We start from the raw sequence: 18,403 nt of genomic DNA, 5'->3' as shown, positions 1-18,403 counted from the left end.
GGTCACTTCTGACCGCCCCCGTACAACTGCTCCACCAGGGACTTCAGGACCTGGTCCGTGCGCGGCCCGTAGTTGAGGAGCACCCCGTCGTCGACCGAGACGATGCGGCGGTCGAGGCCGGCCGGGGTCTCGGCGACCCCCGGGACCTTGAGCAGACCCTCCACGCCGTCGACCGATTCGAGCCCCTTGGACATGACCAGGATCGCGTCCGGCGCCGCCTTGGCCAGTGCCTCGCTGGTGATCGCGGTGAAGTCCTTCGGGAGCCCCGAGGCCTTGCCCGCGTCGACCGCGCCCGCCGCCTCCAGGAGTGAACTCGCTCCGGACTCGCGACCGCCGAGCAGATAGACGGAGGCGGAGCCGCGCAGGTAGAGGAAGGCGACGCGGGGCTTCTCGGTGCGGGCGGACGCGGGGATGGCCTTGCGTGCCTTCGCGATGCGTTCCTGTGTACGGGACTTGAGCTCGTCGCCCGACTTCTCGACGCCTAGCGCCTTGGCCACCGCGTCGATCCGGGGGCCCACGTCGTCGAGGCCCTTCGCCGGGTCGAACACGACCAGCGGGATGCCCGCGTCACGTATCTGGCCGATCGCCTCCGCCGGCCCCGTCGTGGTGTCCGCGAGGACGACCGTCGGCTTCAGGGAGAGGACGCTCTCCGCCGAGACGTCGTGCGCACGTGTCACCACCGGCAGCTTCTTCGCCTGCTCGAAGGTGGCGGTGATGTCGCGGGCCACGACGTTCTCGCCGAGGCCGAGCGTGAAGACGATCTCGCTCAGGCTGCCGGTGAGCGGCACGATCCGGCTCGTATCCTCGACAGTGACCTTCTTGCCGTCGGCCGAGGTGACGGTGGCCGGGAGCGCGGGGTCGGGGCGTGACGCCAGGGGTTCGACCCGGTCGGGCGCCGAGGCCGCCGCCTTCACCTTGGGGGACGCCCCGCCGCCGTCGTCCGTCGACGATCCACAGCCCGTGAGGGCCAGGGCGAGAACGGCGGTCCACGCGCCGGCGATACGGAGTGAGCGTGGCCTACGCACCGAAGTCCACCGTCCTGTCGTGCTGTTGAGGGCCCGCCGAGGCTCCGCCGTGCGGTGCCCGGGTCCGGGTGGCCCGGGATGGGGGTTCCAGCCGGAGTGATCGTAGTTTAGGTTAGCCTTACCTCATTAGCCACACCTGGAGGGGTCCCATGTCGTCGTCAAGACAGGCGCGAGCCATCGCCCGCGCCGGAGCCGTGGCCGTGCTCACCGCACTCGTCGGAGCACTGCTCCCCGCGGCCGGCGCGCACGCGGAGGACCGCACGGTCCAGGGCGGACGGCTCGACTGGGGCATCAAATCCTCCTTCCAGAGCTACGTCACCGGGCCCGTCGCCCAAGGAAGTTCGACCCTCCAGGGCGGCGCCGCCACGGTCGGCGGCAGCCAGTTCCGCTTCCACTCGGCGAAGGGCTCGTACGACCCGGACAGCGGGGCCTTCAGCGCCGGGTTCTCCGGCGGGGTGCACTTCCTCGGGCACAAGAAGGGCGGCTCGTACGAGCTGGACCTCACCATCAGCCGCCCCACCGTCAAGATCTCCGGCGGCTCCGGCACGCTCTACGCCGACATGGTGAGCAAGGAGAAGGGCACGGGCAAGGTCACGACCAACGCCCAGGTGCCGCTCGCGAGCCTCGGTATGTCCGGCGTCGACATGAAGGGCGGCTCGGGACCGATCGCCCTCAACAACCTCCCCGCGACACTCACTTCGCAGGGGGCGAAGGCCTTCGCCGGGTACTACACGGCGGGCACCGAGCTCGACCGGGTGAGCCTGTCCACGGACCTCGCGGCGAAGTCCGCCCCCGGCAAGCAGTCGAAGAAGCCCGCACCGAAGCCCTCGAAGTCCTCCGGTGAGAAGGCGAAGGCGGGGCGGATCGAGGACGCCGCCGTCGACTGGGGTGTGCGCCGCACCTTCCGCGAGTACGTCACCGGGTCCATCGCCCAGGGCGAGTGGAAACTGTCCGCCGGGGCCCAGGACGGCGGCGCGCTCTTCCGCTTCCCCCAGGGCGAGGGGACGTACGACAAGAAGAAGCAGACGCTCGACGCGGACTTCGCGGGCGCGGTGCGCTTCACCGGCGAACACGGCCTCGACCTCACGCTGAGCAAGGTCGCCGTCGAGGCCGAGGACGGCAAGGGCACGCTCTTCGCCTCCGTCCGGAGCAAGGGCGACAAGGGCGTGACGTTGAGGAAGGTGCCCCTGATCACCTTCGCCGCAGGGGAGTTGAAGCCGAAGGACGGGCTCGTCTCCCTCACCGAAGTGCCATCGAAGCTCACCGCCGACGGCGCCAAGGCGTTCGGCGGCATGTACAAGGCGGGCTCCGCGATGGACCCGCTCTCGCTCGCCGTCGCCCTCGATGCCGACGCGAAGCTGCCCGCGCTGCCGGACCTCGGCTCCTCCGCGAGCCCGACGCCGCAGGCGAAGAAGGCCGCCGAGCCGAAGACCGAGAACGCCGCCGACTCCTCCGACTCCTCGTCACCCGCCCTGCCGATCGGCATCGGCGCGGGCGTGGCGGTGCTGCTCGCCGCGGCGGTCACCTTCGGAGTCGTACGCAAACGGCGCGGCGCCGACCAGGCCTGACGCAGCCGCACCGCCGTCCTGCCCCGCCTTGCTCCGCACCCCACTTCACTTCACCTCGCCTCACTCCAAGGAGACCACTGACCATGGCAGCCATTCGCCGCCCCATAGCTCTCGCCTCGGCCGCCGCCACCGCCGTGGCGCTCGGCGCCACCGTCCTGGCGGCCGCCCCCGTGTCCGCGGCCGAAGTGCCGCTGAAGGACTACCGGCTGACGTGGGGCGTCAAGGAGAGCTACCGCAGCTACGTGACCGGCATGGCGGCCGGCAAGATCACTGTTGCCGGGGGCGCCGAACAGGCCGCCGGGAACGGGCCGTTGAGCTTCGTCGACGGGGCGGGCACCTACGACTCCGAGAAGCACACCGTCGACCTGGCCTTCAAGGGCAGCGTGAACTTCACCTCCGAGCTGCACCGCTTCGACGTCAAGCTCACGGACGTCCGCTTCGACAGTGCCAAGGCGAAGATCACGGCCGACGTCACCAGAGAAGGCGGTACGCCCAAGGAGGACGTGCCCCTCGCCGACGTCACCGTCACGCGCACCATGGCCGACATGAAGACCAAGCTGACGAAGGAGGCGGACGAGGCGCTCGGCGGCGGCGGCCGGTACACGGGCGCGGACGGCGACCCGCTGACCGTCGCGCAGAAGACGCCTCCGACGGGCACCCCGACCCCGACGCCCACGCCGACGCCCACGGACAAGCCGACCTCGACGCCGAAGCCGACGGCCACCCCCACGCCGTCCGGCTCGACGACGGCCTCGCCCACCCCCGCTCCCACGTCGTCCACTTCGAAGCCCGCCCCCTCGGAGGAGGCGGGGAAAGTCCACGACGGGTCGCTCGCCTGGGGAGTGAAGGAGAGCTTCCGCCGCTACATCGAGTCCGGCGGTGACGCCACGCCCTCCGGCGGCGCCGAGAAGAACGACAACGGCTACGACTTCCCGTACGCCAAGGGTGACGTCGACAGCGACGCCAAGAAGCTGAACGCGTCCTTCGGCGGCGCCGTCCGCTTCCAGTACAAGGCGCACGGCATCGACATGAAGTTCAGCGACATCAAGGTGGCGGCGGACGGCACCAAGGGCTCGCTGACGGTGGACGTCACCACGCCCAAGGGCACCAACAACGACGTGAAGTTCGCGACGCTCGACCTCTCCAAGGCGTCGTACGCGGCGAAGGACGATGTCGTCGTGCTCGACAAGGTGCCCGCTGCGTTCACCGCGGCCGGCGCGAAGCAGTTCGAGAGCGAGGACGCGCCGTCCAGTTACAAGGAGGGCGACGCGATCGACCCCGTGACGGTGGCGCTCACGGTCGCCGACGGCGCGGAACTGCCGGGCGGCAGCGGCGGCTCGACGGGCGGTTCCGCGGACTCCGGCTCCACCGGCGGGGGTTCGTCGGACCTCGGGGGTGGCGGCACGGTCGGCGGCGGTACGGGGGGTTCGCTGGCGTCCACCGGTGCGTCGGTGCCGACGGGTGCGCTGCTCGGGGCGGCGGGGGCGATTGCCGTCGCGGGCGCCGGGGCGGTCTACGTGGCTCGCCGCCGGGCGTCCTGAAATATCTGGGAGGCGCGGAGCCCGGGATGCTTGAATGCCGGGATGACGCAACTGCCTGACGGTCTCGATGTACTCCGGGTGTTCTGCGGGCCCGACGGTCGGCACGGCAATGAGCTGGGTGTCGTGCGTGACGGGGCCCGCGTTCCCGGGCGCGGTGAGCGGCAGGAGGTCGCGGCGAAGCTCGGCTTCAGCGAGACGGTGTTCGTCGATGACCCCGAGCGCGGGTTCATCGACATCTACACCCCCACCCTGCGGCTGCCCTTCGCCGGGCACCCCTGCGTGGGGGCGTCCTGGCTCCTGGACGTCCCTGAGCTGGTCACCCCCGCCGGGGTCGTGGGGGCCCGCCAGGACGGGGAGTTCAGCTGGATCGCGGCGCGGGCCGAGTGGGCGCCGGGGCGCGTCCTTCGCTCGTACGGAACCCCGGCCGAGGTGGACGCCCTAGAGGTGCCCCCGTCGGGGGAGTGGATCTACGCCTGGGCGTGGGAGGACGAGGCGGCGGGGAGGGTGCGGGCGCGGGCCTTCCCCGGGCGGGACGACGGCATCCGGGAGGACGAGGCCACGGGGGCGGCGGCCCTTCTCCTGACGGGGCGTCTTGGCCGGGCGCTCAACATCACGCAGGGGCGTGGCTCGCAGATCCTTACGGCGCCGGCGCCGGGCGGGTTGATCGAGGTGGGGGGTCGGGTGCGGTTGGGTGGGGGCTGAGGTCTGTCCCTGCGGGGCCTTCCCCAATCCCGCCCCTTCCCGAAACTGGGGCTCCGCCCCAGACCCCGCTCCTCAAACGCCGGAGGGGCTGAATCTTCTGCCCTCACGCAGACAGCGGGAACTCATCCCCCAGCTCGCGGAACACCCCCGTATTCAAAGCGAAAGCGCGCTTGCACTCGTCCACGATCCGCTGCCGCTCAAGCTCGTCGGGGACCACTTCCCCCAATCCGTCAAGCAGCTCCCGATACCCCCGCTTGAACGCAGCAGGGTTGGCGATGTTCTCGAAGACGTAGAAGCGGACGCCGTCGCCCTTCCGGGCGAAGCCCCACGTCTGTTCCGCCTTGCCGCGGATGATCTGGCCGCCGGAGAGATCGCCGAGGTAGCGGGTGTAGTGGTGGGCGACGTAACCGCCGGGCCACTCCTGGGCGCACTCCGCGACCCGCGCCGCGTACGCCGCCGTGGCGGGCAGGGGAGTGGCGGACGTCTTCCAGCCCGCGCCCCGCAGGTGCGCGAGGTCCCGCTCCAGTTCCGCGACGCGCAGCAGCTCGGGCTGTATGAACGGCCCCGCGACCGGGTCGTTCGCCAGCGCCCCGGCGCCGTCCTCCAGGGCGCGGTACACGAACCACAGCTGTTCCGTGTAGCGCGCGTACGCGTCCACGCCGAGCCTGCCGCCGAGCAGGTCGCTCATGAACGTCGAGGTCTCCGCCTCCGTGTGCTGCTCGTGCGACGCGGTGCGGATGACCGTGGAGAACGGATCCATGAGGGACCTCCGAAGCGGGAGAGAGCCGAAGCCGAAGAAAGGCGGGAACCAGTCGACCGCTACCGATCATCCAAGTTAGGCTTACCTAAGTCAACTGGTTCCCGACGTCCTGTCGGTAAAAAAGCTACCCGCTCGGAGCTCAGGGAAGCGTAAGGATCTCCGCCCCGCTGTCCGTCACCACGAGCGTGTGCTCGAACTGCGCGGTCCGCTTGCGGTCCTTCGTCACCACGGTCCAGCCGTCCTCCCACATGTCGTACTCATGCGTGCCGAGCGTCAGCATCGGCTCGATGGTGAACGTCATGCCGGGCTGGATCACCGTCGTGGCGTGCGGGCTGTCGTAGTGCGGGACGATCAGGCCGGAGTGGAAGGACGTGTTGATGCCGTGGCCGGTGAAGTCGCGGACGACGCCGTAGCCGAAGCGCTTGGCGTACGACTCGATGACGCGGCCGATGATGTTGATCTGGCGGCCGGGCTTGACCGCCTTGATGGCCCGCGCGAGTGACTCGCGGGTCCGCTCCACGAGGAGCGTCGACTCCTCGTCGACGTCCCCGACCAGGTACGTGGCGTTGTTGTCGCCGTGCACCCCGCCGATGTACGCGGTCACGTCGAGGTTGATGATGTCGCCGTCGTTCAGGACGGTGGAGTCCGGGATGCCGTGGCAGATGACCTCGTTGACGGAGGTGCACAGCGACTTCTTGAAGCCGCGGTAGCCGAGCGTGGAGGGGTAGGCGCCGTGGTCGCACATGTACGCGTGCGCGACGCGGTCCAGCTCATCGGTGGTCACCCCGGGCGCGATGTGCTTGGCCGCCTCGGCCATCGCGCGGGCGGCGATGCGGCCGGCGGTGCGCATCAGCTCGATGGTCTCGGGGGTCTGCACCTCGGGCCCCGTGTACGGAGTGGGCGCGGGTTTCCCCACGTACTCCGGGCGCCTGATGTTTCCCGGAACGGGGCGGATGGGAGAGAGCTCCCCTGGTACGAGCAGTGACTGGCCAGACATGCAAGCGAGTCTAACCAGCGGTCTCGGGGCAGCATGGCTGGAGAGAGAGGAGCAGATCACATGGCACTGTTCAAGAAGCGGACCGTCGGTAAACCGGGCGAGTGGTTCTACTGCCTGGAGCACAAGAAGGTCGAGGAGGGTCCCGACTGTCCGGGCAAGGACCGCTTCGGGCCGTACGCCTCCCGCGAGGAGGCCCAGCGGGCGATGCAGACCGCCGCCGACCGGAACCTGGAGTGGGAGACCGACCCGAAGTGGCACGACAAGGACCCCGGCAGCGCCTGATCCGCCGCCGGGGCGCAGCCGGCTACCGGGTGGCGGACACCTCCCGGCGCCGGACCGCGTCCTCGTCCGTGCTCGCGTCGTAGGTGAGCAGCTTCGGCAGCACCGCCGTCAGGGCCGCGACCGAGGCCACGCAGGCGAGCCCGCCCGACCAGATGGCGCTGCGGGTGCCCGTCCAGCCTGCGGCCGCCCCCGCGCGGACCTGGCCCAGCTGCGGGCCGACGCTGTAGGAGAGCACTTCGATGCCGGCGAGCCTGCCCCGCAGCTCGTCCGGGATCGTCTGGTTCCAGATGGTGGAGCGGCCGAGGCCGCTGAGCATGTCGCCCGCACCGGCCAGGGCCAGGCACACGAGGACCAGCCAGACGTTGCCGAACCACCCGGCCGCCGTGATCGCGAGCCCCCATCCCGCCGCCCCGCACACGACGAGCAGCCCGTGCCGCCGCACCCGTGACGTCCACCCGCTGGTCAGGCTGAGCAGCAGCGAGCCGACCGCCCCGGCCGCGTACATCAGGCCCAGCGACCACTCCGCGTCGAGATCCTCCGCGAGGAACGGGAAGATCGTGTTCGGGAAGGCGAAGAACATCGCCGCCATGTCGATCGCGTACGTGCCGAGCAGCACCGGCCGCGACCACGCGTACCGCGCGCCCTCCGCGAGGCCCCGCAGGGACGGCTTCTGCGCGTCGTGTGCGGGAGGCGCGGGCGCGAGGCGGACGCACAGGGCCACGGAGGCGGCGAACGAGACCACCGTCACCGCGTACGCGGGTGCGTGCCCGGCGTAGGCGACGACCAGGCCCGCGAGGGCGGGGGCCGCGATCGCGCCGACGTTCCAGCGCAGCGAGTTGAGCGCGGCGGCCGCGGTGAGCTGGTCGTGCGGCACGATGCGGGCCATCAGGGAGTCCAGCGCCGGACGTTGCAGCCCCGCGAGCGCCGAGACGCCCGCCGCCACCACGTACAGCGGCCACAGCAGCGGCTCCGGAAGCAGCGCGTTCACCAGGAGCACCGCCGCCAGCAGGCCGAGCCCGGCCTCCGTCAGGAGAATCACCCGGCGCCGGTCGACCGCGTCGGCCAGCGCACCTCCGTACAGCCCGAAGACGATCAGCGGCACCAGCTCGACCGCGCCCATCGCACCGACAGCGAGCGGGGAGTCGGTCAGGTCCTTGATCTGCAACGGCAGCGCGACCAGGGCCATGAAGCTGCCGAAGGTCGTGACGAGCCCCTGGACCCAGAGCAGCCGGAAGTCACGCGTGGAGCGCCAGGGGGAGAGGTCGGGCAATATCGAGGAGATGGACACGAAAAGCCATGGTCAGTGCTGTTCATGAACCGCGGCAACCGAATTATCCGCCGCCGTGAGCGGCCGCGTTCCCTACCACCGCGCCGGTGGCGGCGACGTCAGCTGGTCGGCCAGGCGGGAGAGGCGGTCGCGCAGGCGGCGCCGGCCCCGCGCCGCGGGGAGCGAGTTCTCGCCGGCCGCCGCGCTCACCAGGTGCTGGACCATGTCCAGGTCGAGGTCGGGTGACTCCGGCACGGGCAGGGCCTCGTGCGCCATGGACCGCAGGTCGCCGTGCCCCGAACCCAGGGACAGCACCGTCGCACCCGCGGCCCGCGCGTCGTGCACCCGCTCGAGGAGGTCCGCGCCCGGCGGGGCCGCCGGCGTGTCCGGCGCCACCACGAGCAGCGTCTCACCGCGCCGCGCCGCCTCGATCCGGCCGAGCCCGGTCGACAGGTGCGCGGGATCACCCTCCCGCACCCGGTGGCGTACGAGTGTCGGCGTCAGTTCCGGCGTCCCGGACCATGCCGCCTCGTCCACGAGATGCGCCGCCAGATGCCACGGCTCGTACTCCCGTGTGCCCACCAGGAGGAGGCCCCCGCCGTGCGGCACGACGGAGGAACGCAGCGTTCCCGCGAAGCGGCGCGTCGCGCCCACCCACTCGGTTCCCGCGAGTACCTCGCGCAGCAGCGCTACCCGTACGGCGTCCATGGGGTCGCATCCTGCCTCAACGAACGACTCGTCAGGCGGAGTTCACCGGGAATTCGTCCGGGGTGGGGACTGACCGGGGATGACTGATGAGACGTCTGTTCCCTTCCGCGCCGGTCGTGAGGGCTACGCGAGCTTCCGTATCCCCGCCGTCGTGCGTACCAACTCCGGCTCGCTGCTCGCCTTCTGTGAGGGGAGGGTCGGCTCGCAGGAGGACTTCGGCAACATCGACGTGGTGCTGAAGCGTTCCAGTGACGGCGGCCGCACCTGGGGGCCGCTCCAGGTCGTCGTCCAGAACGGCGCCGACCTCGCGGGCAACCCCGCCCCCGTCGTCCTCACCACCGGCCGGATCCTCCTCGTCCATGTCCGCAACGCCGCCGCCGCGACCGAGGACGCCATCCGCCGCGGCAAGGTGTCCGCCGCGAACGGGCGGCGGATCTGGGTGCGGCACAGCGACGACGACGGGCTGACCTGGTCCGCCGGGAGCGAGATCACCGGGCAGGTGAAGAAGGCGAGTTGGCGGTGGTACGCCACCACCCCCGGGCACGCCCTGCAGACAGGCGACGGCCGGATCGTCGTGCCCGCCAACCACTCCCTGCCGCCCACCGGCACCGACAACGGCACCGAGGGCAAGTACAACGGCGGCCACAGCCTGCTCAGCGACGACCTCGGCCAGACCTGGCGCATCGGTTACGTCGACGACAACACCGACGGCTACGTGAACGTGAACGAGACCACCGCCGCCGAACTCCCCGACGGGCGGCTCTACTTCAACACCCGCAACGACTCCCCGTCCCCCGGCACCCGCGCCGACGCCCACTCTCTCGACGGCGGCCAGAGCCTGGTCAAGCCCTTCCGGCCGCAGGCGGGGCTCGTCGGCCCGGTCGTCGAATGCAGCGTGCTGCATCTGCGTACGCCCGACGTGCTGCTGTTCTCCGGGCCCGCCGACCCCGGCTTCCGGGCCCTGATGACGGTGCGCCGCAGCCGCGACGCGGGCACCACGTGGCAGGACGCGTACACCGTGGACGGACTGCCCGCCGCCTACTCCGACCTCGTGCGCGTCGACGACGAGACCGTCGGACTCCTCTACGAGACGGGAGACTTCAGCGCGTACGAGACCATCACCTTCCGGCGGATTCCGGTGGCCGCGCTGGTCTGACGGTGGCGGCGGTGAACCGGTGAGTAAGGTCGGCGGCATGACCTCTAACGACAATGCGCAGAAGCCCCCGGCCAAGGACCCCTGGGAGCTGCCCGACGTCTCCGGGCTCGTCGTCGGCGTGCTCGGCGGCACCGGTGACCAGGGCCGCGGCCTCGCCTACCGCCTTGCCCGCGCGGGCCAGAAGGTGATCATCGGCTCCCGTGCGGCCGAGCGTGCGCAGGCCGCCGCCGACGAGCTCGGCCACGGCGTCGAGGGCGCCGAGAACGCGGAGTGCGCGCGGCGCAGCGACATCGTGATCGTCGCCGTGCCGTGGGACGGGCACGGCAAGACGCTCGAGGCGCTGCGCGAGGAGCTGAGGGGCAAGCTCGTCGTCGACTGCGTGAACCCGCTCGGCTTCGACAAGAAGGGCGCGTACGCCCTGAAGCCCGAGGAGGGCAGCGCCGCCGAGCAGGCCGCCGCCCTCCTTCCGGACTCCCGCGTCACGGCCGCCTTCCACCACCTGTCGGCGGTCCTGCTCCAGGACGCGGCCGTCGAGGAGATCGACACCGACGTGATGGTCCTCGGCGAGGTCCGCGCCGACACGGACCTCGTCCAAGCGCTCGCCGCGCGGATCCCCGGCATGCGGGGCGTCTTCGCGGGCCGTCTTCGCAACGCCCACCAGGTCGAGTCGCTCGTGGCCAACCTGATCTCCGTGAACCGGCGCTACAAGGCGCACGCGGGGCTGCGCGTGACCGACGTCTAGGACGTGGCGGGCATGGGGGACACTGGTTCGGGACGCCGTTTCGCCGCGCCGTCCCGCACCCCACGGACCGAACCCCGACAGGAGCCGACCCCCATGCCCCGCCTCGCTCTCTACGCCCTCGCGGTCTGCGTCCTCGCCGTCGTGGCGGCCGTGGTCTCCTTCGTCCAGGGCTACTGGATCGGCGTCATCTGGGTGCTGCTCGCCGGACTCTCCTCGAACATGGCGTGGTACTACCTGCGCCGCGCGAGGGCCGAGCGGGACGCCGCGCGCACCGCCGCTACGGGCTGAGCGTGCAGTACTGGCTCGGGTCGCCGTCCCAGAAGCGGTAGAAGTCCTGCCCGCAGTACGTCTCCAGATCAGTGACCCCGAGTCCGCGCAAGATCGCGTCGATCGCGTCGAAGAAGGCGCCGTTGACCTCGGGAATCCACAGGATGCCGAAGACGGCGAGCAGGCCGAACGGCGCGAAGGGCTCCACCTGGCGGCGGATCTTGTGCGAGAGCCAGGGCTCGATGACGCCGTACCCGTCCAGGCCCGGGATGGGCAGCGAGTTCAGGATCGCGGCCGTCACCTGGAGCAGGGCGAGGAAGGCGAGCGCGAAGCGGAAGGTGTCCGGGACGCCGGAGAGCGCGTCGAGCCAGAAGGGCGCGGTGCAGACGACCGCGAAGGCCACGTTCGTGAGCGGCCCCGCGGCCGAGATCAGAGAGTGCTTCCACTTGCCCTTGATGCGGCCGCGCTCGATGAAGACGGCGCCGCCGGGCAGGCCGATGCCGCCCATGATCACGAAGAGCACCGGAAGGACGATGCTCAGGAGCGCGTGCGTGTACTTCAGCGGGTTGAGGGTCAGATAACCCTTCGCGCCGATGGAGATGTCGCCGCTGTGCAGGGCGGTGCGGGCGTGCGCGTACTCGTGCAGGCAGAGCGAGACGATCCAGGCCGCCGTGACGAAGAGGAAGACCGCGAGCCCGGTGTTGTCCGCGAAGCCCGTCCACGCGGCCCAGCCGGAGACCGCGGTGACGGCGGCGATCCCGAGGAAGACGGGGCTGATCCGCCGGTCGCTGCGTCGGGTGGGAGCGGTGGTCATGGGGCGGGGCTCCTGGAGGTGGCGGCCTGTTGTCGTACGGGACCGTACCCCGGCCCACCGCGAAAACGTCTCGCACTGGGCGGGGAGTTCCAGGGAGGGTGGGACCGAGTACATCCGGACCGTCCCGCATATGAGGGCAGACTCGGCGAAACAGGTGCCAAGCGGTGCGTACAGCCCGGCGCAGCGTCCCGCGCCACCCCACACCTCGACCGGAGACAATGGACCCCGTGCGCTACCGCATTCTCGGCACCACCCAGGCATTTCGCGCCGACGGCACCCCCATCGCCGTCGGCGGCGCACGGCTGCGCGCTCTCCTGACGATCCTCGCCCTGCGCGCACCCCGGCCCGTGCCGGCGCCCGTGCTCGTCGACGAGGTGTGGCACGGCGATCCGCCCGCCGACGCGACCGGCGCGTTGCAGGCCCTGGTGGGCCGCCTGCGCCGGGCCGTCGGCGCCGGGGCGATCACCTCCACCGACGGCGGCTACCAGCTGTGCGCCGCGCCGGACGACATCGACCTGTACCGCTTCGACCGCCTCGCCACTGAGGGGGCGAACGCCCTCGCCGACGGCGACGCCGCCAAGGCCGCGGTGATCCTGGACGACGCGCTGGCCCTCTGGCAGGGCCCCGCGCTCGCCGACCTGCCGGACCGCACGTCGGAGGCGGCCCGGTGGGAGTCCCGCCGCCTCGAAGCCCGCCGCGCCGCTCTCGCCGCGGCGCTCGCCCTCGGCCGTGCCGAGCAGGTGCTGCCCGAGCTCGCCGCCCTGTGCGAGGGGCACCCCCTCGACGAGCCGCTCCAGGCCCTGCGGCTGCGGGCGCTGCGCGACGCGGGCCGCCCCGCGCAGGCCCTCGACGAGTACGAGGGGGTACGCCGCCTCATCGCGGACCGCATCGGAGCCCACCCCGGGCCCGAACTCCGCGCCCTGCACGAGGAGTTGCTGCACGCCGACAGCTCGACCAACAGCTCCGGAAACTCGAAGCCCGCCGGGCCCCGCCCGCCACAGAGACCGCAGGGCAACCTGCGGGCCAGGCTCACCTCCTTCGTCGGCCGCGAGGGCGACATCGAGGCCATCCGGGGCGACCTGGCGCGGGCCCGCCTCGTCACGCTCCTCGGACCCGGCGGCGCCGGGAAGACGCGGCTCTCGCAGGAGGCCGCAGAGGCCCACGCCGGTGGCGTCCCCGACGGCGTATGGCTGGCCGAGCTCGCGCCCGTCGAGGACCCGGACGCGGTGCCCGAGGCGGTCCTCACCGCGCTCGGCGCGCGCGAGACGGTGCTGCGCGGCGCGGGCGCCGAAGAACTGCGGGCGGTGTCCGAGTGGCACGGCGACGACCCCGTCGTCCGCCTCACCGAGCACTGCGCCCCCCGCAGCATGCTCCTGATCCTCGACAACTGCGAGCACGTCATCGACGCCGCGGCCCGCCTCGCCGACCGGCTGCTCGCGCACTGCCCCGGCCTCACGATCCTCGCCACGAGCCGTGAACCCCTGGGCGTACCGGGGGAGTTGCTGCACCCCGTGGAGCCGCTGCCGGAGCCGACCGCGCTGCGCCTGCTCGCGGACCGCGGCGCCGCGGCACGGCCCGGCTTCCGCGTCGAGGACGACCGGCCGGCGTCGGCGGAGATCTGCCGGCGCCTGGACGGCCTGCCCCTGGCCATCGAACTGGCCGCGGCCCGCCTGCGCATGCTCACGCCCCGGCAGATCGCCGACCGCCTGGACGACCGCTTCCGCCTCCTGACGAACGGCGCCCGTACGGTCCTGCCCCGCCAGCAGACCCTGCGCGCGGTCGTCGACTGGTCCTGGGACCTCCTGGACACCGCCGAACGCACCGTCCTGCGCCGCCTGGCCGTCTTCGCGGGCGGCTGCGACCTGGCCGCCGCCGAAGCGGTGTGCGGGGCGCCCGACGAGTCGCCCACCGAGTCGCCCGACGTCGCCGACGTGCTCGGCTCGCTCGTCGACAAGTCCCTGGTCGTCGCCGCCCCTTCGCCGCAAGGCGTGATGCGCTACCGGCTGCTCGAAACCGTCGGCGAGTACGCGGGGGAGCGGCTCGACGAAGCCGGCGACCGCGCCGCCGCCGAACGGGCCCACCTGGTGTACTTCCGGGAGCTGGCCCGGCTGACCGAGCCGCGGCTGCGGGGCGCCGGACAACGCGAGGCCGTCGAACGGCTCGAGGTCGAGTACGAGAATCTGCGCACCGCCCTGCGGCACGCCGTCGCCGCCGAGCAGGAGCAGGAAGCGCTCTGCCTGGTCCTCTCGCTCTCCTGGTTCTGGACGATCCGCGATCTGCGCATCGAGATCCGCAACTGGTCCCGCGACGTCGTCGCCCTCGGCCCCGACCCCTTCGTGCGCCCCGTCACCCCGGTGGCACCGCTCTACGAACGCTGCACGGACAACCCGCCGCCCATGCGCCCCGAAGTGCTCGCGGAGGCGCGCCGCGGTGTCCACCTCATCCAGCTCTCCTGCATGGACATGAACCTGGAGGCCTGGCAGACACCCGAGGCCGCCGAGAAACTCGAAGGCATCAGGGAGGCCTACCGGCCGGGCCTTCCGCAGACCTGCTGGTCGCCCGGGAGCCTGTGGTTCTTCGCGGTCCTGCTCAACGGCGACATCGACCATCTGCACGACATCATCGACGCGACCATCGCCACCTGCCGCGAGCGGGGGTACGACTGGGAACTCGCCGCGTCCTTGCAGCAGCGCGCCAACATCCTCGCCAACCGCGCCGACTCGGCGGGCGACGCCCGCCGTGACGCCGACGAGTCCCTGGAGATCTTCACCCGGCTCGGCGACGTGTGGGGCATGGCCGAGGCGCTCTCCTCGCGCGGCGAGGCCCATGAGCGGCGGGGCCGGTTCGCCCTGGCCGCCGAGGACTTCGGCGCCGCCATCGAGCACGCGGAGCGGGTCGGCGCCCCCGCGCAGGTGAGCGTGCTCACGGCGCGGCTCGGCGCGGTGCTCGCCGAGGCGGGTGACATGGCCCGGGGCGAGGAGCTGCTGTGGTCGGTCACGGAGCGCGCCGGCACGGCGGCGGCGAACTCCGGCGAGTCCCTGCCCGCCGCCCGCTTCTTCCTCGTCGACCTGCTCGCCCGCACCGGCCGCACCGGCGAGGCGCGCGAACAACTGCGGTTGCTCCAGGAGGAGTTCAAGGCCGTCGACTTCGTCATCTTCGAGGGGTTCATGCTGGGCGCGGAGGCTTGGATCGACACGGTGGAGGGCCGTCATGCCGAGTCCCTCGCCACGTCGCGCGCCGCGCTCGCCAAGTCCCTCGACCCGCTGAGCAAGATGATGGCCCCGCAGATGACCTCCGTGCACCTCACCACCGCGGCCCGCGCCCTGGCCGCCCTCGACGGCGGCCGGTACGCCCACGACGCGGCGCGGCTGATCGCGGTGGCCGACCGTGAGCTGCCGCCGGGCCACTTCGCGCCCGCCGCCGAGCGCGAGATCCGCACGGCCGCCGTGGAGTCGGCGCGCGGGGCACTGGGTGACACCGCGTACGAGGCCGCGTACGCGGAAGGCGGCGGCCTCTCCATGGAGGAGGCCGCCGCCCTCTGCGACAGGTACATCGGCTAGGCCGCTGTCCGTCGGACCCGCGGTCAGCTCTTCGTGCGGAACTTGTGGATCGCGATCGGCGCCATCACCAGCGTGAGCACCACCGACCAGCCGACCGTCACCCAGACGTCGTGGGCGACCGGGCCGCCGACCATCAGACCGCGCGCGGAGTCCGCGAGCGAGGACAGCGGGTTGTAGTCGGTGAAGCCCTGGAGCCAGCCCGGCATGGACTGGGTGGGGGCGAAGATCGACGAGCCGAACTGCAGCGGCATCAGGACCAGGAAGCCCATCGCCTGCACGGACTGGGCGCTCTTCATCGAGACGCCGAGCACCAGGAAGATCCACATGATGGACGTGCCGAAGAGCGCGGAGAGGCCCACGGCGGCCAGCAGACCGCCCCAGTTGGTGATGTCGAAGCCCACGAGGACACCGACGATCATCATGATCGTCGTCGCGATGAGCAGGCGCATCACCTCCACCACGATCTTGGCGAAGAGCACCGAACCCTGGCCGATCGGCAGGGTGCGGAAGCGGTCCATGATGCCGTTCTGGAAGTCCTGGTTGAAGCCGGTGCCGACGGCCATGGCGATGTTCATGCTCATCATCGCCATCATGCCCGGCACCACGTACTGCACGTAGGCGTCCTGGCCGCCGCCGAGCGCCTGCCCGATGGAGCCGCCGAAGACGTACACGAAGAGGAGCGTGAAGACGATCGGCATCAGGACCGCGTCGAACATCGACTCCGGGTCCTGGCGGATCCACAGCAGATTGCGGCGGACCAGGGCGCTGGTGTGGCGCACGTGGTCGCGCAGTCCGATACGGGCGTCGGCCTCTCCCTGGTGGAGGGGCGGCGCGAGAGTGGTGGTGCTCATACGGCAACCTCCTCGAGTTCGGGGCGGGCGTCCTGCGGGGCGCTGGCCTTGTGGCCGGTGATGGAGAGGAACACCTCGTCCAGGCTGGGCAGTTCGGTGGCGATCGAGCCGATCGTGATGCCGCGCGCGGTGATCGCGCCGACCACGGCGGTGAGCTGCTCGTCGCTGAGGATCGGCACCAGGACCGTGCCGGACTCGGCGTCCACGGTCGAGGTGGCGAGGCCGGTCAGGCCCATGTCGTCGAGCGCGCCGGCCAGCGGGCGCAGTTCCAGCGGGTCGGCCGGGCGGATGCGCAGGGTGCGGCCGCCGACCTTCGCCTTCAGCTCGTCGATGCCGCCGTTGGCGATGACCTTGCCGCGGTCGATGACCGTCAGCTCGGAGGCGAGCTGCTCGGCCTCCTCCATGTACTGGGTGGTGAGCAGCACGGTGACGCCGTCACCGACCATGCGCTTGACCTCGGCCCACACCTCGTTACGGGTGCGGGGGTCGAGGCCGGTGGTCGGCTCGTCCAGATACAGGACCGAGGGGCTGCCGATCATCGACGCCGCGAGGTCGAGGCGGCGGCGCATGCCGCCGGAGTACGTCTTGGCGGGGCGGTTGGCCGCTTCGGTGAGCGAGAACCGCTCCAGCAGGCCGTCGGCCCTGGACCTGGCCTCCTTGCGGGAGAGGTCGAGGAGCCGCCCGATCATGTACAGGTTCTCGCGTCCGGAGAGCTTCTCGTCCACGGATGCGTACTGGCCGGTGAGGCCTATGACCCTGCGGAGCTGGCGGGGCTGCTTCACGACGTCGTACCCGGCCACGAAGGCCGAGCCCGAGTCCGGGACGACGAGGGTGGAGAGGCAGCGGACGAGGGTGGTCTTGCCGGCGCCGTTCGGGCCGAGCACGCCGAGGACGGTGCCTTCGCGTACGTCGAGGTCCACGCCGTCCAGTGCTTTGGTCTCGCCGTAGTGCTTGACCAGTCCCCTCACGGTGACGGCACTTCCGGCGCCGCCGGGGGTGTTGTTGATTCGCGTCATGCCGGAAGAATGTCACCCCCCACCGACAAACCACCGACATCCCACCTACACCTGGCCCGGGGGCCTTGGGCGGACCATCGGTTGCCCGGGGGCGGGGCCGCTGCGGGTGGGGGCAAGCCCTCCGGCGAGCGAAAAGGGGGCAGCCCGTCGACGGGGGAAGTTCGACGGGCTGCCGGTGGTGCCGCTATGGCTCAGGGGGGGGTGGGCGCGGGGCCCGGGAGGGGTTAGTGGACCGCGTGTTCGGGGGCGGGGAACGCGCCGCCCACCACGTCCTCCGCGAACGCCTTGGCCGCGCCACTCATCACGCCCCGCAGATCCGCGTACTGCTTCACGAACCGCGGCATCTTGCCGCCGGTCAGGCCCAGCATGTCCGTCCAGACGAGGACCTGCGCGTCGCACGCGGCGCCGGCACCGATCCCGACCGTCGGAATGTGCAGGGAGCGGGTGACCTCGGCCGCCAGCTCCTCCGGGACCAGTTCGAGGACGACGGCGAACGCGCCCGCGTCCTGCGCGGCCTTGGCGTCGCGCAGCAGCCGGTGCGCCGCCTCGTCGCCGCGGCCCTGGACGCGGTAGCCCATGGTGTTCACGGACTGCGGCGTGAGGCCGAGGTGGGACATGACGGGGATGCCGGAGGAGACGAGCAGCTCGGTCTGGGGGAGCGAGCGCTCGCCGCCCTCCAGCTTCACCGCGCCGACCCCGGCCTCCTTGACCAGGCGGGTGGCCGAGCGCAGGGCCTGCACCGGGCCCTCCTGGTACGAACCGAACGGCAGGTCGCCGACGACCAGGGCACGCGACGTGCCCCGTACGACGGCGGCGGACAGCATCGTCATCTCGTCGAGGGTGACGGGCACGGTCGTCTCGTACCCGAGGTGGCAGTTGCCCGCCGAGTCGCCGACCAGCATCACGGGGATGCCGGCCTCGTCGAAGACGGACGCGGTCATCGCGTCGTACGCGGTGAGCATGGGCCACTTCTCGCCCCGCTCCTTGGCGGCGGCGATGTCCCGCGCGGTGATGCGGCGGGTGCTCTTGCCTCCGTACAGCGCCTTGCTGCTGTCGGTGGACTGACCGGCGGGGCCCGCGGGCTGGTTCTGGGCAGCCGAAAGTTGCGTCATCGCAACGGCTCCTTCTGTTATCTCGAGGCGCCCTG

Annotated in this window: 17 protein-coding genes; 8 read left to right on the top strand and 9 right to left on the bottom strand. The window is 71.6% G+C overall.

Translation table 11 applies throughout. The features are described from left to right. Positions 1 to 2 precede the first annotated feature (2 nt). Complete coding sequence (locus ABXJ52_RS10705; RefSeq protein WP_367041300.1) at positions 3 to 1,025, bottom strand: ABC transporter substrate-binding protein; 1,023 nt, start codon at positions 1,023 to 1,025, stop codon at positions 3 to 5. 149 nt (positions 1,026 to 1,174) lie between these two features. Between ABXJ52_RS10705 and ABXJ52_RS10700 the strand changes: the two genes are divergently transcribed. From ABXJ52_RS10700 to ABXJ52_RS10690, 3 genes are all read left to right on the top strand, one after another. Continuing rightward, entirely contained in the window at positions 1,175 to 2,593 is a 1,419-nt protein-coding gene (locus ABXJ52_RS10700) for an HtaA domain-containing protein (protein ID WP_367041297.1), read from the top strand. An 83-nt stretch (positions 2,594 to 2,676) separates the two neighbouring features. Then, positions 2,677 to 4,134, top strand: coding sequence for an HtaA domain-containing protein (locus tag ABXJ52_RS10695; protein ID WP_367041296.1), 1,458 nt, complete (start codon positions 2,677 to 2,679; stop codon positions 4,132 to 4,134). A gap of 42 nt (positions 4,135 to 4,176) precedes the next feature. Beyond that, positions 4,177 to 4,836 (top strand): PhzF family phenazine biosynthesis protein, encoded by a 660-nt coding sequence (locus tag ABXJ52_RS10690; RefSeq protein ID WP_367041293.1) that lies wholly within the window; start codon positions 4,177 to 4,179, stop codon positions 4,834 to 4,836. Positions 4,837 to 4,939: 103 nt separating this feature from the next. Here ABXJ52_RS10690 and ABXJ52_RS10685 read toward each other — a convergent pair whose 3' ends face one another. After that, a complete protein-coding gene (locus tag ABXJ52_RS10685) occupies positions 4,940 to 5,596 on the bottom strand; it encodes a biliverdin-producing heme oxygenase (protein WP_367041291.1) in 657 nt (218 codons plus the stop codon). Between the two features lie 139 nt (positions 5,597 to 5,735). After that, the gene (gene map / locus ABXJ52_RS10680) at positions 5,736 to 6,593 is read right to left on the bottom strand and encodes a type I methionyl aminopeptidase (RefSeq protein WP_367041288.1); all 858 of its coding nucleotides are present in this window, start codon (positions 6,591 to 6,593) and stop codon (positions 5,736 to 5,738) included. Positions 6,594 to 6,653: 60 nt separating this feature from the next. Here map and ABXJ52_RS10675 point away from each other — a divergent pair, with 60 nt between their 5' ends. Then, the gene (locus tag ABXJ52_RS10675; protein WP_367041284.1) at positions 6,654 to 6,875 is read left to right on the top strand and encodes a hypothetical protein; all 222 of its coding nucleotides are present in this window, start codon (positions 6,654 to 6,656) and stop codon (positions 6,873 to 6,875) included. 22 nt (positions 6,876 to 6,897) lie between these two features. Here ABXJ52_RS10675 and ABXJ52_RS10670 read toward each other — a convergent pair whose 3' ends face one another. Next, a complete protein-coding gene (locus ABXJ52_RS10670; RefSeq protein WP_367041282.1) occupies positions 6,898 to 8,163 on the bottom strand; it encodes an MFS transporter in 1,266 nt (421 codons plus the stop codon). A 72-nt stretch (positions 8,164 to 8,235) separates the two neighbouring features. After that, positions 8,236 to 8,850: a hypothetical protein gene (locus ABXJ52_RS10665; protein ID WP_367041280.1), complete on the bottom strand. Its 615-nt coding sequence runs from the start codon at positions 8,848 to 8,850 to the stop codon at positions 8,236 to 8,238. Between the two features lie 79 nt (positions 8,851 to 8,929). Between ABXJ52_RS10665 and ABXJ52_RS10660 the strand changes: the two genes are divergently transcribed. The 3 genes from ABXJ52_RS10660 to ABXJ52_RS10650 are packed head-to-tail and all read left to right on the top strand — an operon-like array spanning position 8,930 to position 11,036. Beyond that, positions 8,930 to 10,006, top strand: a complete 1,077-nt coding sequence (locus ABXJ52_RS10660; protein ID WP_367041278.1) for a sialidase family protein — start codon at positions 8,930 to 8,932, stop codon at positions 10,004 to 10,006. Positions 10,007 to 10,043: 37 nt separating this feature from the next. Further along, on the top strand, positions 10,044 to 10,748 hold the full coding sequence (npdG, locus tag ABXJ52_RS10655; RefSeq protein WP_367041277.1) for an NADPH-dependent F420 reductase: 705 nt from the start codon (positions 10,044 to 10,046) through the stop codon (positions 10,746 to 10,748). Positions 10,749 to 10,760: 12 nt separating this feature from the next. Further along, complete coding sequence (locus ABXJ52_RS10650) at positions 10,761 to 11,036, top strand: hypothetical protein (protein ID WP_367041275.1); 276 nt, start codon at positions 10,761 to 10,763, stop codon at positions 11,034 to 11,036. Here ABXJ52_RS10650 and ABXJ52_RS10645 read toward each other — a convergent pair. Next, positions 11,026 to 11,829 carry a site-2 protease family protein gene (locus ABXJ52_RS10645; RefSeq protein WP_367041272.1) on the bottom strand — a complete coding sequence of 268 codons (804 nt, stop codon included), beginning with the start codon at positions 11,827 to 11,829 and terminating at the stop codon, positions 11,026 to 11,028. The two genes, ABXJ52_RS10650 and ABXJ52_RS10645, sit on opposite strands and share 11 nt — an antisense overlap. A gap of 218 nt (positions 11,830 to 12,047) precedes the next feature. Between ABXJ52_RS10645 and ABXJ52_RS10640 the strand changes: the two genes are divergently transcribed. Continuing rightward, positions 12,048 to 15,389, top strand: coding sequence for a BTAD domain-containing putative transcriptional regulator (locus tag ABXJ52_RS10640; protein ID WP_367041270.1), 3,342 nt, complete (start codon positions 12,048 to 12,050; stop codon positions 15,387 to 15,389). A gap of 23 nt (positions 15,390 to 15,412) precedes the next feature. Here the strand turns inward: ABXJ52_RS10640 and ABXJ52_RS10635 are convergent, their stop codons facing one another. The 3 genes from ABXJ52_RS10635 to panB all read right to left on the bottom strand — a co-directional run bounded on the left by ABXJ52_RS10635 (position 15,413) and on the right by panB (position 18,368). Next, a complete protein-coding gene (locus ABXJ52_RS10635) occupies positions 15,413 to 16,240 on the bottom strand; it encodes an ABC transporter permease (protein WP_367041268.1) in 828 nt (275 codons plus the stop codon). Then, positions 16,237 to 17,256: an ATP-binding cassette domain-containing protein gene (locus ABXJ52_RS10630; RefSeq protein ID WP_367041265.1), complete on the bottom strand. Its 1,020-nt coding sequence runs from the start codon at positions 17,254 to 17,256 to the stop codon at positions 16,237 to 16,239. The genes ABXJ52_RS10635 and ABXJ52_RS10630 overlap by 4 nt, the downstream gene beginning before the upstream one ends. Positions 17,257 to 17,480: 224 nt before the next feature. After that, positions 17,481 to 18,368, bottom strand: coding sequence for a 3-methyl-2-oxobutanoate hydroxymethyltransferase (gene panB, locus ABXJ52_RS10625; RefSeq protein WP_367041264.1), 888 nt, complete (start codon positions 18,366 to 18,368; stop codon positions 17,481 to 17,483). Between the last annotated feature and the right edge of the window lie 35 nt (positions 18,369 to 18,403).

It is taken from the genome of Streptomyces sp. Je 1-332, assembly GCF_040730185.1.
Taxonomy (GTDB): Bacteria; Actinomycetota; Actinomycetes; order Streptomycetales; family Streptomycetaceae; genus Streptomyces.
The sequence above is the reverse complement of the archived record's forward strand: the minus strand, read 5'-3'. Positions and strand labels throughout refer to the sequence as shown.